Source organism: Thermococcus atlanticus, from assembly GCF_054657855.1.
Genome location: NZ_BAAHXX010000001.1, coordinates 1,328,195 through 1,341,459, shown reverse-complemented (window position 1 = coordinate 1,341,459; position 13,265 = coordinate 1,328,195). Strand labels below are relative to the sequence as shown.

Genomic DNA, 13,265 nt, shown 5'->3' with positions numbered 1-13,265 from the left:
AAATATCCAGAGATGGGACATGGGATACATGTGGATATTCATACCCGCCATCATCTGGGACTTAACCCTGGGTGAGCCTCCCCTTTTGCTTCATCCCACGGTGTGGTTCGGCAGGCTGATAAGCTTTTTTGATAGACATTGCAAAAGGAGGAGCCCAGCTTCAGACTTTGCCGCAGGAGCTTTTGCTTCCCTGTCTGTGATTGCCTTTGCCCTTGCCCTATCAAAGCTCCCGGAATTTTTGCCAAGATGGGCTGGTTTTGCTTTGAGCGTTTATCTGTTAAAGAGCTCATTTGCCATCAAAAGCCTCGCCCGGCATGTGAAAAACACAATACGGAAGGACATCGAGGAGCAGCGGAAGTATGTGGGGTGGATTGTTAGCAGGGACGTATCAAAGCTGGACAGGGCTCATCTCAACTCGGCGGCGATTGAAAGCTTGGCGGAAAACATAACGGACAGCGTGGTTGCCCCTCTCCTCTACTACCTCCTCTTCGGGCTGAGCGGTGCCCTCATCTACAGGGCGGTAAATACTCTTGATGCAATGATTGGCTACAAAAATGAACGCTATCTCTACTTCGGCAAGTTTGCCGCCCGTCTGGACGATTTGCTCAACCTCATCCCCTCAAGAATTACCGTCCTGCTGTTTCTGCCCTTCAATCCAGGGAAAGTCATACAATACTGGAGAAAAGCGAGGTTCAAGCTCAACTCCGATAAGCCGATAGCAGCCATGAGCGCCGTTTTGGGGGTCTGGCTTGAGAAAAAAGGCGTTTACAGATTTGAGGGAAAAGAACCGGCATTGGAAGACATTGGGAGGGCATTAAGAGTTTATTGGATCGTCGTTGGAGAGTGGATAGCTTTTGTATTTGTCTCCGAAATCGTTAAATCACTTTTTGTGCAATAACGGATGGGGGTAGTGATGAAGTCCCTTGAGGAGATTGAAGAAATCCTGCGCAGGCACAAAGACGAACTGCATAAAAGATTTGGTGTGAAAAAGATTGCAATCTTTGGCTCATATGCGAGAGGAGAAGCTGATGAGCTTAGCGATGTGGACATCCTCGTTGAGTTTGAGAGACCAATTGGTTGGGAGATTGTGGACTTAAAAGAGTATCTCGAGAAAATCCTTGGAATTAGGGTTGATTTGATCACTAAAAATGCCGCATTAAGCCGAAAAAGGTTGTGGGAACAAATCAGGAGGGACATTGTTTATGTCTAAGAGGGACTACCGGCTTTTCCTTCAAGACATACTGGAAAGTATTGGACGAATTGAGGAATATACAGAAGGATATGATTTCGAAACATTTACAAAAGACAGAAAAACCATTGATGCCGTTCTGAGAAATTTAGAGATAATTGGAGAAGCTGCCAAGCATATTCCCGAAAGTATACGGATGCAACATCCTGAAATTCCATGGAAACGCGTGATTGGATTAAGAAATGTAGTTATCCATCATTATTTTGGCGTTGATTTGAGTATAATTTGGGTGATTGTTAAAAAGCAGCTTCCCGAATTAAAGAACGCCATAATCATCTTGCTGGAGGAAATGTAATGCTAAAACCGGTTAAATTCAAAGCCCACCACGGCGGTGCGAGGGAAGAGGGACTGCTTGACTTTTCCGCCTCGCTGAACCCCTACCTTCCGGAATGGATAGATGAGATGTTTGAACGCGCTAAAACCTTAAGCAGACGCTACCTCTACTGGGAAAAGCTTGAGGAAGAACTCTCGAACTTAATCGGCGGAAGCATAACAGTCACGGCGGGAATAACCGAGGCTCTGTATCTGGTCGGCATCCTCGCTATGAGGGAAAAGCGCAGGGTGATAATTCCAGGGCACACCTACGGGGAGTACGAAAGGGTTGCGCGAATCTTCAATGTCCCCATCGTAAGGGGCCCGAACGATCCCGAAAAGCTTGCCGGGCTCGTGGAGAGGGAGAGCATAGTTTTCTTCTGCAACCCGAACAATCCCGATGGCAAATTTTACCCCCCGAAGGAGCTTAAACCCCTTTTAGATGCCGTTGAGGACACGGATTCGCTGCTCGTCCTGGATGAGGCGTTCATTGACTTCGTCAGAGATGCAAAAAGTCCGGAAGGAGAAAACCTCGTAAAGCTGAGGACGTTCACGAAGAGCTACGGAGTGCCCGGAATACGTGTCGGCTACGTCATCGGCTTCAGCGAGGCTTTTAGGAGCGTCAGAATGCCCTGGAGCATCGGCTCTTTAGGCTATGCATTTCTGGAGTTCGTTATTAAGGACGGGTTCAGCCATTTAAAGAAAACCATGCCTTTAATCTGGAAGGAGAAGGAACGCATTGAAAAAGCCCTCAATGTCAAAAGCGATGCGAACTTCTTTATAAAAAACGTCGGGGATGCAAAAAGGGCAGTTGAATTTTTTAAGAAGAGAGGAATAGCGGTTAGAGACTGCTCCTCTTTCGGGCTCCCTGAATACGTGCGCTTCAGCGTGAGAAGAAGGGAGGAAAACGAAAGGCTGATTGAAGCTTTTCTGCGGAATTCCGGCGGCATCTGAATTAATACAGCTTTTTGAGAGTTCTGATGCTCAGGACAAAAAACAGCATCCCCATTATGGAGAGCAGGAGCATGGAGTACTCGAAGGGGATTATGTCGTAGTAATCCAGAATTGAGAAGCGGAGGCATTCCACGGAGTACGTCAGGGGTGTTACAAGCCCCACGGTCAGAAACCATGTGGGGTACAGCGAGAGCGGAGCTATAGCGCCGCCGGTGAATATCATGGGCAGCCGTAGGAGGTTCAGATAGCTCATGATGTTTATGGGGTTTTTGATCGCCAGGCAGAGATATACACCGAAGGCGGAAAATGTGAAGTTGGCCACCGCGATCACGATTAGAGTTAACACTGGGTGCGAGATGCCGTAGCGCAGGAAGCCGGCCACTGTCAGAAGGGTTATGATGCTAACCATAACCCCGAAGAGCGCGCCAACGAGAACCTTGGCCAGCACAATCTCCCCGTACCTGAGGGGGGCCAGGAGGAGGCGCTCGAATGTCTTCAGCCGGCGCTCGAAGATCAGTGAGGATGCCACAAACGAAGTTGTGGCAAAGAGGGCCGATATGCTCACGAGCCCGGGTGCGAGGTGGTCGACGTCTCCAAAGCGCACTATGAATGAGAGCGTGAACACGAGGGGGAATATCAACCCCCAGCTTATCGAGCCCGGTTTCAGCATGTACTCCTTGAGCTCCTTCCTCACTATCGCGAGGATTTTCATATCGGGCACCCCCCGCACGATACCGCACATGTCCGGGGTTCCTCGCTTTCATCCGTGAGCTCAAGGAAGACCTCCTCGATGCTGGGCAGCTGCGTTTCCATGTGGAGAATTTTAAAGCCGAGCTCCCCCTTCAGTTCATGGAGCTCCTCCAGAAATCCGTCCACATCCCCCGTTTCAATCACGATTAAATCCTCATCGAAGGAAGGGCTGTACTCCTCCAGCGCCTTCAGGAGCTTGTTGCTCAGGGGTTCGACCCTAAACCTCACCCTGATTTCACTTCCGAGGAGGGAGCGCACCTCATTTCTCCTCCCCATCGCCACTATCTTTCCCCTGTTTATTATGGCTATCCTGTGCGGAAGCTTCTCAGCCTCAAGCATGTTGTGGGTGGTCAGGAATATCGTTCTCCCTTCCTTGTTGAGGGAGAGGATCATTTCCCTAACGAGCTTTGCAGAGTGCACATCGAGGGCAACCGTTGGCTCGTCCATAAAGATTATGGGGGGCTCGTGAATGAGCGCCGCGGAGATGGCGACCCTCCTTTTATACCCCGAGCTGAGCTTTCCGAACTTCTGCTTTCTCGGCAGGTTGAACTCCTTTATGAGGCGCTCCACGTTCTCCCCGGGCGCGCCGTAGAGTTCGGCCAGAAACTTGAGGTTCTCCTCAACCGTGAGCTCATCGTAGAGGTTTGAAACGTCCTGGACAACCCCTATGCTCTCCTTAACCTTCAACCGCTCCCTTTTAACATCGTAGCCGTTCACATAGGCTTCCCCTTCCGTTATCCTTGTCAGCGTTGAGAGCATCCTTACGGTGGTGGTTTTTCCCGCCCCGTTCGGCCCCAGAAATCCGAAAATTTCTCCCTTCTTCACCTCAAAGCTTATGTGGTCAACGGCAATCAGGTCGCCGTAGCGTTTTGTCAGGTTTAAAGCCTTTATCACTCTCTCATCTCCTTCCATGCGATCCCTATGAGAGCGGCAAGAATGAGCACCAGAACTCCGGTTATTACTCTCCCTCCCTCTCCGTTCCTGCTACGGGAAGCTGCGGGAGCTGTTTCGGATGGTGAGGATTTCGTCAGTATGGGTGTTGTGTTTTCCCCTTCTGGCCCTTTTCTCTGTCCAGAAAGTCTATTGTTCCCTCACATACAACCTTCGAGAAAACCTTGTGGGAAACAGCCAGATAGCGGCCGTCTTCGCTCATGGCAACGTGTTCAATGGTTTCGTTGGTCTCGTAAATCCATTCCACATCCCCTCCCGGAGCTATGAAGAAGGCATCTTTTCCTCCGCCCGCCAGGGTGTAACCTCCTCCGAGGGAGATGTCCCACACGACCTCAAAGTTGGGAACGGAATATATCTCACTCCCGTTCACATCAAAGGCGTCTATCTCTCCGATGTCCCCGCCTACCACGACCCTTTTACCGTCAAAATCCATATCCCTCACATAATCGCTGAACTCCTTGTGCCAGAGCTCGGTGCCGTTCAGCGTGAACATATAAAGCGTGCTCGTTATTGAGGACTCCCCTCTCACCGTGAGGGCTGCGATTCTGTCGTCAGCCGCTTTAATCCTCCATACCCTCCCCCCGAGATTTTTGCTCCAGAGGATTCTCCCGGAGGCATCGAAAACCGTGATCATTCCACCGTTGTTTCCCGTAACTATAGTTCCATTATACAGCTGAACTCCCCATATGGGGGCGCCTGTATCTTTTTTCCAGAGGAGCTTCCTGTCCCTGAAGTAGTAAATCCATCCATCCTGGCTGCCCGCAACAAACATCCTCCCATCCCGGCTTATGTCAACGGCCCACACCTGATTTCCAGTTTTATACTCGTAGACAAGCTTCCCTGAGGGATCAAAAAGCTGGACAAAAAATCCCCTAGTTCCCACCACGGTGTAATCGTTGTCGCTCACCGCTATGGAGTATGCAAAATCCCTCGTTGGAACCTTAAACACCCTCGTGCCGCTGGGCTTCAGGAGGATTGCATCGTAGCCAAAGCCGACAGCCAGATCGCCTTTATGATTGAAAGCCATTGAAAAAACGATGCACTGATCTTTATACGTCCAGTCCCATTCAGGCTGGGCGAAAACAGATTGGACAAACAGAATCAGCAGGAGGATAATGGCAGATCCAATTGTCTTCCTCACATAACCCACCGGGGAATAATCTCGTCTCCTGAATTTAAAAGCTTGATGTTGATATTCGAATACTGCCGGGATGAGCTTTGATAGTACTCCCTTCACCGCCGCATCAGCAGATGGATTTTCGATACATGTGCCCCGATGACCCTTAATGGCCATCCCTGATGATGCGTGGAGAAAGCTGGCTAACTGTGGGAAGTTGGATTATTTTCATGAATATCTATAACACAGCTTTTTCAAAAACGGCGCATCCTTAACCATTGGTTGATAAACTAAGGATTTAGAAAGGCTTTTTATTCCTCGGGACAACCCAACTTTGAGAATGAATAAACATGAGCATGTGCATATTCCTGAACATTGAGAGGTGATAAAGGTGAGGTATGTTAAGCTCCCGAAGGAGAACACTTATGCGTTCCTTGAACGCCTGAAGGACTGGGGAAGCCTTTATGCTCCTGTTAAAATTTCCGAAAAGTTCTATGACTTCAGGGAAGTTGATGACGTCAAAAAGGTTGAGTTCCATTACAACAGGACCATAATGCCGCCGAAGAAGTTCTTCTTCCTTCCGAGGGAGAAGCTCTTTGAGTTCAGCATCTCAAAGGCCGAGTACAGAGAAACGATTGAAAACGTTGAGCCGTTTGTGCTCTTTGGGCTCCATGCATGTGACATCTTCGGGCTGAAGATACTCGATACCGTCTATTTGGATGAGTTCCCTGACAAGTACTACAGGGTGAGAAGGGAGAAGGGAATCATCATTGGAATCAGCTGTATGCCGGACGAATACTGTTTCTGCAACCTCAGGGAGACGGATTTTGCCGACGATGGGTTTGACCTCTTCCTGCACGAGCTCCCGGATGGCTGGCTCGTTAGAGTGGGCACCCCAACAGGCCACAGGATTGTTGATAAGAACATAAAGCTCTTTGAGGAGGTCACATCCGACGATATCTGTGCCTTCAGAGCATTTGAAAACGAGCGTGCGAGGGCCTTCAAGTACCATGAGGACTGGGGAAATCTGAGATATCTGCTTGAGCTCGAAATGGAACACCCGATGTGGGACGAGCAGAGCGCCCTCTGCCTGGCCTGCGGCAACTGTAACACCACATGCCCCACATGCAGATGTTATGAGGTTCAGGACATCCCGAGCCTCGATGGTGATACCGGATACAGGGAGAGGAGATGGGACTCCTGCCAGCTGAGGAGTCACGGCCTGGTTGCCGGAAACCACAACTTCAGACCCACCAAGAAGAGCCGCTTCATGAACCGCTACCTGTGCAAGAACTCCTACAATGAGGCACTCGGCCTGAGCTTCTGTGTGGGATGTGGAAGGTGTACATACTTCTGTCCCGCTGGTATAAGCTTTGTGGAGAACCTGAGGAGGATACTCGGAACCAGCGAGGAGCCAAAGTGCCCGCCTGAGATCAGTGAGGAAATTCCGAAGAGGGGATTTGCGTATGCGAGTGAAATAAGGGGGGAGGATTTATGAAGGGGGACAATCCGTATGCCCTCGAAAGGGTAAAGGTTCTGAGGGTCTACTCCCTCACCGAGAAAGAAAAGCTCTTCCTCTTCAGATTTGAGGATCCGGAGATAGCGGAGAGCTGGACGTTTAAACCGGGTCAGTTCGTTCAGCTGACGATTCCGGGCGTCGGAGAGGTTCCGATAAGCATATGCTCATCCGCCATGAGAAAGGGCTTTTTCGAGCTCTGCATAAGAAAGGCCGGAAGGGTGACCACGGTAATCCACAGGCTCAAGCCAGGTGACACCGTCCTTGTTAGGGGGCCATATGGAAACGGATTCCCCGTCGACGAGTGGGAGGGCATGGATCTGCTCCTCATAGCTGCAGGTCTCGGAACCGCACCATTGAGGAGCGTCTTCCTATACGCCATGGACAACCGCTGGAAGTTCGGCAACATAACATTCATCAACACAGCCCGCTACGGCAAGGATCTGCTCTTCTACAAGGAGCTGGAGGCGATGAAGGATATGGCCGAGGCCGAGAACGTCAGGATAATCCAGAGCGTTACGCGTGATAAGGAATGGCCGGGCCTCCACGGCAGACCCCAGAACTTCATCATAGAGGCAAACACCAACCCCAAGAGAACAGCAGTTGCAATCTGCGGTCCGCCGAGAATGTACAAGGCTGTCTTTGAGTCGCTAATCAACTACGGATACAGGCCGGAGAACATCTTCGTTACGCTGGAGAGAAAGATGAAGTGCGGTATTGGAAAGTGCGGACACTGCAACGTTGGAACGAGCACCTCATGGAAGTATATATGTAAGGACGGACCCGTGTTTACATACTTCGACATAGTATCAACACCGGGGTTGTTGGACTGAGGTGGTAGAGATGGAGAACGGAAAGGTTAGGGTTGGATTTTACGCTCTCACATCATGCTATGGCTGTCAGCTTCAGTTCGCGATGATGGATGAAATAATCCAGCTCCTCGATAAGGCCAGCATTGAGTGCTGGTTCATGGTTGAACGCGACAGCGACGAGGATAGGGAAGTTGATATAGCGTTCATTGAGGGAAGCGTTTCGACGGAGGAGGAAGTCGAGCTCGTGAAGAAGATCAGGGAGAAGGCAAAGATTGTAATAGCCGTCGGTTCATGTGCCGTCCACGGTGGAGTGCAGAGCTGGGGCAACGACAGGGAGCTTGAGGAGCTCTGGAAGACCGTCTACGGTGACGGCAAAGTCAAGTTCGAGCCGAGGATGGCAGAGCCCGTTGAGAAGTACATCAAGGTTGACTACAGGCTCTACGGCTGCCCGCCTGAAAAGAAGGACTTCCTCTATGCCCTTGGAACTTTCCTTGTCGGTTCATGGCCCGAGGATATAGATTACCCCGTGTGTGTCGAGTGCAGGCTCAGGGGCAACTCATGCATACTCATCGAAAAGGGCGAACCGTGCCTTGGGCCCCTGACTGTTGCCGGATGTGACGCGAGATGTCCTGGCTACAACATAGCGTGCATTGGGTGCAGGGGCGCTGTGGGCTATGACGTTGCATGGTTCGACTCTCTGGCCAAGACCTTTAAGGAGAAGGGCCTGACAAAGGAGGAAATCCTTGAGAGAATGAGGATATTCAACGCCCACAATCCAAAGCTTGAGGAGATGGTTGAGAAAATATTTGAGGAGGGAGAATGATGTATATACCCATTACCGTTGATCACATAGCCCGTGTGGAGGGAAAAGGCGGAATTGAGATAGTCATGGGTGACGAAGGTGTTAAGGAGGTCAAGCTCAACATCATAGAGGGCCCGAGGTTCTTTGAGGCCATAACGCTCGGCAAGAAGCTTGAAGAGGCTCTGGCCGTTTACCCGAGGATATGCTCCTTCTGTTCAGCGGCTCACAAGCTCACCGCCGTAGAAGCGGCCGAGAAGGCCGTTGGATTCACCCCGAGGGAGGAGATACAGGATTTGAGGGATCTCGTCTACATAGGCGACATGATTGAGAGCCATGCACTTCACCTCTACCTCCTCGTCCTCCCCGACTACCTCGGCTACTCCAATCCGCTCAGCATGGTCGACAGGTACAGGAAGGAAATAGAGTACGCGATGGCCTTAAAGAATATCGGCGCCAAGATAATGGACTATCTGGCCTCAAGGCCCATCCATCAGGAGAACGCCATAATGGGAGGTTTTGGAAAGCTCCCGACAAAGGCCCAGTTTGAAGAGCTTAAGAGAGAGCTCAAAGCGGCCCTCCCGATGGCGGAATACACCGTGGAGCTCTTCTCAAAGCTCGAACAGTACAAAGAGGTTGAGGACAAAGAAATGGTGCACATGGCTGTTAAGCCGAGGAACGGCGTCTACGGCATCTTTGGAGACTATGTGAAGGTCAGCGATGGCTTTGAGTTCCCTGTTGAGGACTACCAAAAGCACATCGTTGAGCGCGTTGTGGAGCACAGCTTCGCCAAGCACTCCTTCTACAGGGGTAAGCCCTTCATGGTCGGTGCAATCTCAAGAATGGTCAACAACGCGCACCTGCTCTACGGCAAGGCCAGGGAGCTTTACGCAAAGTACAGGGAGCTGCTCCGCTATGACAACTGCTTTGCCAACAACTTCGCCCAGGCCCTCGAACTCGTCTACTTCATAGAGAGGGCCATAGACATAATTGACGATACACTCGCGAAGTGGCCGATAAGGCCGAGGGACGAGGTGGAGATAAGGGACGGTCGCGGTGTTAGCCTCACGGAGGCTCCAAGGGGTGTTCTCGCATACACAATTGAGGTCAGGGACGGAAAGGTCGCCTACGCGGATATAATCACACCGACGGCAATGAACTTAGCTATAATGGAGCGCCACGTCAGGATGATGGCCGAGAAGCACTACAACGATGACCCCGAGAAGCTCAAACTGCTCTCGGAGATGACCGTGAGGGCATACGACCCCTGCATCTCATGCTCGGTGCACGTGGTCAGGCTTTGATTCTCAACTTTTTTATAGTAGACTGTTGAGTACTATATGGGGAGTACAATGTCTGAAGAAATTGTTGATGTTGTCATCCATGTGAAAGTTCCCAAGAAATATGCCGAGATTATTCAGAAGGACGTCGAGGCCAAAGCGTGGTACCTGTCTCACAGGGAAGAGCTTTTTGAAACTCTGAAGAAGCTAAAAGGTATCTTAAAGACCGATAAAACATGGAAGGAAATGAAGAGGGAATATTATGAAAGAGGTATTGATTGACAGTTCTCTTCTGGTGGAGTACTTCAAAGGCAATCAGAAGGCAGTTGGACTCTTTGAGTCCTTTGAAGATCAAGAGTTTGCACTTTATATCACGGAGACGGTTTTTATTGAGGTGATCTACCTGCTTCTCAGCCACTACTCCAGGGTGGCACCGAGAACTATAAAGGGGAATGTCAGAAGACTTCCATCAGAGCTGGACTTGGTGTTTAAAGCTCTTGAGAGCTTTGGTTTCGTAGGTTCCTCCCAGGGGGTACTCTCCAAAGCCAAAGAACTTATCAAAACTTACGCTCTCCTCCCAAACGACGCCCTAATCCTGGCCACATGCATCGAACACGGTTTTGCTCTAACAACTCCCGACGATGACTTCTTCGAGCCCGCAAAGAAGGAAGGAGTCGAACTTATAACGGGGTGATTTCATGAGAACCCTCATCCTTGCCCTCGGCAACGAGCTCATGAAGGATGACGGAGTTGGCCTTAAGGTGGGCAGAATCCTTGCTCAAAAGGGATACAACGTAATTGAGATCGGTACGGATATATTCAGGCTCCAGAGGTGCTACAGTGGAGAGGAGAGGCTGATAATCATAGACGCCATCTTAAGTGAGGAGTTCGCGCCCGGTGAGATTATCCACCTCCGCGGTGAGGAGGTCTTTGAGAAGCTGAAGGCCGAGATTAGGAGCGCCCACTTCATGGGGGCCGTTGACGGGCTTAAACTTTTGATGGCCCTGGATGAGCGCCTTAAAAATGCCGAACTGCACTTCATAGGCGTTGTTGCGAAGGAGGTTGAGCTGGGGATGGAGCTGAGTGAAGAGGTGGGAAAAGCCCTCCCCAGGGCTGTGGAGCTTGTTGAAGAATTAGCTAAAAATTGAATTAAACAATTAAATAATTAAAGCTTCAGGTCAACACTGCGGAACAACATATAAATAGGCCTCCATAAAAATCCACCCGGGGTGAGACCATGATAATAGCCAAGCCGTGCGTAACAATGAAGGGCATCGTGATTCAGGCATATTCCTGGGAACAGAAGATTAAAATCGACCTTGCGGAGGTCAGGGACTGTCTTGAGAAGCGTTCGGTTGAGATAAGGACGTTCATACCGGGCATGATGCTGATTGCGTTTATAGAGGGCTTCGAGACGAGCATATACCCCAGCGGGAAAATCATAATAAAGGAGCTTGAAAATACGGAGAAAGGCAAGGAGATTGCCTCAGTAATACTGGAATGTGCGGGCATACGGGATATCTGATCATGCCGCACCCAGCGGCAGGGCGTTTCTTATCTTCTCTATGAGATGCCTCTTCTTCTCGCTTTCTTCAAGTGCTATCTCAAGAACCTGGTCAATCGTCTCGACGGGGATGATTCTTATCCTCTCCGCCTTGTCCTTACTGAGGAACACGTCCTTCTCATTGCTCTTCGGGATTATGACGGTTTTAATACCGGCCTCGATTGCAGCCTCTATCTTCGGCGTCGCACCGCCTATTGGCAGAACCTCACCGCGAACGCTCAGGGATCCTGTCATTGCAACATCCTGCTTTATGGGCACCTCTTCGAGGGCTGAGATAACTGCAGTTGCAACGCTTATGCTCGCCGAGTCCCCCTCAACCCCCTCATACGTCTGGAGGAACTGGACGTGAATGTCGTAGCGGCTTATATCTTCGCCCTTATAGCGCTTGATTATCGCCGAGACGTTCTGCACAGCTTCTTTCGCTATCTCCCCGAGCTTGCCTGTAACTATTATCTTGCCCTCCTCTTTGCTCGCCGCAGGGGCGACGACGGCTTCAATCGGCAGGACTATGCCGCTCTGCTCCCCTATCACTGCGAGGCCGTTAACCCTTCCTATCTCGCTGCCCTCACTCTTGATTACCTGATACTCCTTCTTTCTTTCGATGTACCAGTCCGCGAGCTGCTTCTCAAGGGGCTTTGCCATTTTTGTGGCCTCAATTATATGCTCCCTCGTCACGTATTTTGCCCCCTCTCTTATAGCTATGTCACCCGCGGCCCTCACAATGCCTCCGAGGTCTCTGAGCCTCAGGGTCAGATGTCCCTTCCTTCCAGCCCTCTTCTGAGCCTCTCTGACTATTTCCTCAACGGCATCCTTGGTGAAGTGAGGTATCTTCCCATCCCTGATGACCTCCTGGGCGACGAACTGAACGAGCTTGCGCCTGTTTTCAAGTGTATCAGGCATCGTTGTCCTCATGTAAACCTCATAGCCGTAGCCCCTTATACGGGAGCGCAGGGCGGGGTGCATTTTATCGACAGTGTCGAGGTTTCCGGCGGCCACGAGAATGAAGTCGCACGGCACGGGCTCCGTCCTCACCATGGCACCGCTTGAGAGCTCGCTCTGTCCCGTAATTGACATCTTTTTCTCCTGCATTGCTGTGAGCAGGCTCTGCTGCATCTTCAGGCTCAGCGTTGCCACCTCATCAATGAAGAGCACTCCCTTGTTGGCCCTGTGAATCATTCCGGGCTCAACACGCTCGTGAGCTGGAGTGCCGAGACCGCCGGACTGGAACGGGTCGTGTCTCACATCGCCAAGTAATGCGCCTGCATGAGCACCGGTGGCATCAACGAAGGGCGCTTTGCTCTTGCCGCAGTTGTCAATGAGGAGCTTTGGAACGAGAACCTGATTTTTCAGCCTCAAGTTTGATATTGCCATTATCGAGATGATTATAACGAACAGCCCCATGAGAAGGTTTGTGGGGTTGAACTGTATCAGGAGGGCCAACATTACTGTGAAGAACACGAATAAGAGCAGATAGGATTTGATATTCTCCTGGCTCCGGGCTTTCTCCTTGTATCTGGCCACGATCTTCCTTCCCTGGCATGCGGGCACCGTTTTTATGCGGGGCATGTTCTCGTCTTCTGGATTCGGAAAGACCAGAATATCCTCCAGCTCCTCGGTAGGCAAAAGTTCCGCCATTGCCTGACCGAGCATTGATTTCCCGGTTCCGGGCTCGCCGATGAGGAGGACATGCCTCTTCTGCTTTGCTGCTGTTCTGATGACCTCGACAGCATGCTCCTGCCCGATGACCTGATCTATGAGCTTTTCAGGGACTTTAATCTCCTCTGTTGTCTCGAAATCAATACCAAGCTCCAGTTTTTCTCCATACACCGCCGGAGCACTCTCTTTGATTTCCGTTCTCCCCTCATCACCCATTTTTATTCCCTCTTCTCACTCTAATTTCAGGTGCTTGACTAACTTTATAACTTTTTTTGTGAAAGCCGGGAAAGGCATGAAGTTGACCA

16 protein-coding genes are annotated in these 13,265 nt (G+C 50.7%); 12 read left to right on the top strand and 4 right to left on the bottom strand.

The window, feature by feature from the left end; all coding sequences use genetic code 11:
- Nucleotides 1–19 precede the first annotated feature (19 nt).
- The 4 genes from cbiB to ACYQ27_RS07120 are packed head-to-tail and all read left to right on the top strand — an operon-like array spanning nt 20 to nt 2,515.
- Nucleotides 20–898 (top strand): adenosylcobinamide-phosphate synthase CbiB, encoded by an 879-nt coding sequence (cbiB, locus tag ACYQ27_RS07135; protein WP_460041344.1) that lies wholly within the window; start codon nt 20–22, stop codon nt 896–898.
- 15 nt (nt 899–913) lie between these two features.
- Nucleotides 914–1,210: a nucleotidyltransferase family protein gene (locus ACYQ27_RS07130; protein ID WP_456453835.1), complete on the top strand. Its 297-nt coding sequence runs from the start codon at nt 914–916 to the stop codon at nt 1,208–1,210.
- Nucleotides 1,203–1,544, top strand: a complete 342-nt coding sequence (locus ACYQ27_RS07125) for a HepT-like ribonuclease domain-containing protein (RefSeq protein WP_456453836.1) — start codon at nt 1,203–1,205, stop codon at nt 1,542–1,544. Before ACYQ27_RS07130 ends, ACYQ27_RS07125 begins: the two co-directional genes overlap by 8 nt.
- Nucleotides 1,544–2,515, top strand: a complete 972-nt coding sequence (locus tag ACYQ27_RS07120) for an aminotransferase class I/II-fold pyridoxal phosphate-dependent enzyme (RefSeq protein WP_460041343.1) — start codon at nt 1,544–1,546, stop codon at nt 2,513–2,515. Before ACYQ27_RS07125 ends, ACYQ27_RS07120 begins: the two co-directional genes overlap by 1 nt.
- 1 nt (nt 2,516) lies before the next feature.
- Here the strand turns inward: ACYQ27_RS07120 and ACYQ27_RS07115 are convergent, their stop codons facing one another.
- The 3 genes from ACYQ27_RS07115 to ACYQ27_RS07105 form a co-directional block, all read right to left on the bottom strand.
- Nucleotides 2,517–3,227 carry an ABC transporter permease gene (locus tag ACYQ27_RS07115; RefSeq protein WP_460041342.1) on the bottom strand — a complete coding sequence of 237 codons (711 nt, stop codon included), beginning with the start codon at nt 3,225–3,227 and terminating at the stop codon, nt 2,517–2,519.
- Nucleotides 3,224–4,159 carry an ABC transporter ATP-binding protein gene (locus ACYQ27_RS07110; protein ID WP_456453839.1) on the bottom strand — a complete coding sequence of 312 codons (936 nt, stop codon included), beginning with the start codon at nt 4,157–4,159 and terminating at the stop codon, nt 3,224–3,226. Before ACYQ27_RS07110 ends, ACYQ27_RS07115 begins: the two co-directional genes overlap by 4 nt.
- A gap of 133 nt (nt 4,160–4,292) precedes the next feature.
- The gene (locus ACYQ27_RS07105) at nt 4,293–5,366 is read right to left on the bottom strand and encodes a WD40 repeat domain-containing protein (protein WP_456453840.1); all 1,074 of its coding nucleotides are present in this window, start codon (nt 5,364–5,366) and stop codon (nt 4,293–4,295) included.
- Nucleotides 5,367–5,724: 358 nt separating this feature from the next.
- Between ACYQ27_RS07105 and hydB the strand changes: the two genes are divergently transcribed.
- The 8 genes from hydB to ACYQ27_RS07065 all read left to right on the top strand — a co-directional run bounded on the left by hydB (nt 5,725) and on the right by ACYQ27_RS07065 (nt 11,265).
- Complete coding sequence (hydB, locus tag ACYQ27_RS07100) at nt 5,725–6,831, top strand: NADPH-dependent hydrogenase/sulfhydrogenase 1 subunit beta (protein ID WP_456453841.1); 1,107 nt, start codon at nt 5,725–5,727, stop codon at nt 6,829–6,831.
- Nucleotides 6,828–7,682, top strand: a complete 855-nt coding sequence (locus ACYQ27_RS07095) for an iron-sulfur cluster-binding protein (protein WP_456453842.1) — start codon at nt 6,828–6,830, stop codon at nt 7,680–7,682. The genes hydB and ACYQ27_RS07095 overlap by 4 nt, the downstream gene beginning before the upstream one ends.
- A 10-nt stretch (nt 7,683–7,692) precedes the next feature.
- Nucleotides 7,693–8,484 (top strand): NADPH-dependent hydrogenase/sulfhydrogenase 1 subunit delta, encoded by a 792-nt coding sequence (gene hydD, locus ACYQ27_RS07090; RefSeq protein ID WP_456453843.1) that lies wholly within the window; start codon nt 7,693–7,695, stop codon nt 8,482–8,484.
- Nucleotides 8,484–9,764: a nickel-dependent hydrogenase large subunit gene (locus tag ACYQ27_RS07085; RefSeq protein WP_460041836.1), complete on the top strand. Its 1,281-nt coding sequence runs from the start codon at nt 8,484–8,486 to the stop codon at nt 9,762–9,764. Before hydD ends, ACYQ27_RS07085 begins: the two co-directional genes overlap by 1 nt.
- 48 nt (nt 9,765–9,812) lie before the next feature.
- On the top strand, nt 9,813–10,022 hold the full coding sequence (locus ACYQ27_RS07080) for a hypothetical protein (RefSeq protein ID WP_456395695.1): 210 nt from the start codon (nt 9,813–9,815) through the stop codon (nt 10,020–10,022).
- Nucleotides 10,003–10,434, top strand: a complete 432-nt coding sequence (locus ACYQ27_RS07075) for a type II toxin-antitoxin system VapC family toxin (protein ID WP_460041341.1) — start codon at nt 10,003–10,005, stop codon at nt 10,432–10,434. The genes ACYQ27_RS07080 and ACYQ27_RS07075 overlap by 20 nt, the downstream gene beginning before the upstream one ends.
- A gap of 4 nt (nt 10,435–10,438) precedes the next feature.
- A complete protein-coding gene (locus ACYQ27_RS07070; RefSeq protein WP_456453846.1) occupies nt 10,439–10,888 on the top strand; it encodes a hydrogenase maturation protease in 450 nt (149 codons plus the stop codon).
- Nucleotides 10,889–10,977: 89 nt separating this feature from the next.
- Nucleotides 10,978–11,265 carry a hypothetical protein gene (locus ACYQ27_RS07065; RefSeq protein WP_456395699.1) on the top strand — a complete coding sequence of 96 codons (288 nt, stop codon included), beginning with the start codon at nt 10,978–10,980 and terminating at the stop codon, nt 11,263–11,265.
- Here the strand turns inward: ACYQ27_RS07065 and lonB are convergent, their stop codons facing one another.
- Nucleotides 11,266–13,176: an ATP-dependent protease LonB gene (gene lonB, locus ACYQ27_RS07060; protein ID WP_456453847.1), complete on the bottom strand. Its 1,911-nt coding sequence runs from the start codon at nt 13,174–13,176 to the stop codon at nt 11,266–11,268.
- Nucleotides 13,177–13,265: the final 89 nt, after the last annotated feature.

Bases quoted from the DNA above. Each gene is read 5' to 3' on its own strand.
- cbiB (WP_460041344.1), top strand. From the start codon at position 20: ATGGGATACATGTGGATATTCATACCCGCCATCATCTGGGACTTAACC.
- ACYQ27_RS07130 (WP_456453835.1), top strand. From the start codon at position 914: ATGAAGTCCCTTGAGGAGATTGAAGAAATCCTGCGCAGGCACAAAGAC.
- ACYQ27_RS07125 (WP_456453836.1), top strand. From the start codon at position 1,203: ATGTCTAAGAGGGACTACCGGCTTTTCCTTCAAGACATACTGGAAAGT.
- ACYQ27_RS07120 (WP_460041343.1), top strand. From the start codon at position 1,544: ATGCTAAAACCGGTTAAATTCAAAGCCCACCACGGCGGTGCGAGGGAA.
- ACYQ27_RS07115 (WP_460041342.1), bottom strand. From the start codon at position 3,227: ATGAAAATCCTCGCGATAGTGAGGAAGGAGCTCAAGGAGTACATGCTG.
- ACYQ27_RS07095 (WP_456453842.1), top strand. From the start codon at position 6,828: ATGAAGGGGGACAATCCGTATGCCCTCGAAAGGGTAAAGGTTCTGAGG.
- hydD (WP_456453843.1), top strand. From the start codon at position 7,693: ATGGAGAACGGAAAGGTTAGGGTTGGATTTTACGCTCTCACATCATGC.
- ACYQ27_RS07085 (WP_460041836.1), top strand. From the start codon at position 8,484: ATGTATATACCCATTACCGTTGATCACATAGCCCGTGTGGAGGGAAAA.
- ACYQ27_RS07080 (WP_456395695.1), top strand. From the start codon at position 9,813: ATGTCTGAAGAAATTGTTGATGTTGTCATCCATGTGAAAGTTCCCAAG.
- ACYQ27_RS07075 (WP_460041341.1), top strand. From the start codon at position 10,003: ATGAAAGAGGTATTGATTGACAGTTCTCTTCTGGTGGAGTACTTCAAA.
- ACYQ27_RS07070 (WP_456453846.1), top strand. From the start codon at position 10,439: ATGAGAACCCTCATCCTTGCCCTCGGCAACGAGCTCATGAAGGATGAC.
- ACYQ27_RS07065 (WP_456395699.1), top strand. From the start codon at position 10,978: ATGATAATAGCCAAGCCGTGCGTAACAATGAAGGGCATCGTGATTCAG.
- lonB (WP_456453847.1), bottom strand. From the start codon at position 13,176: ATGGGTGATGAGGGGAGAACGGAAATCAAAGAGAGTGCTCCGGCGGTG.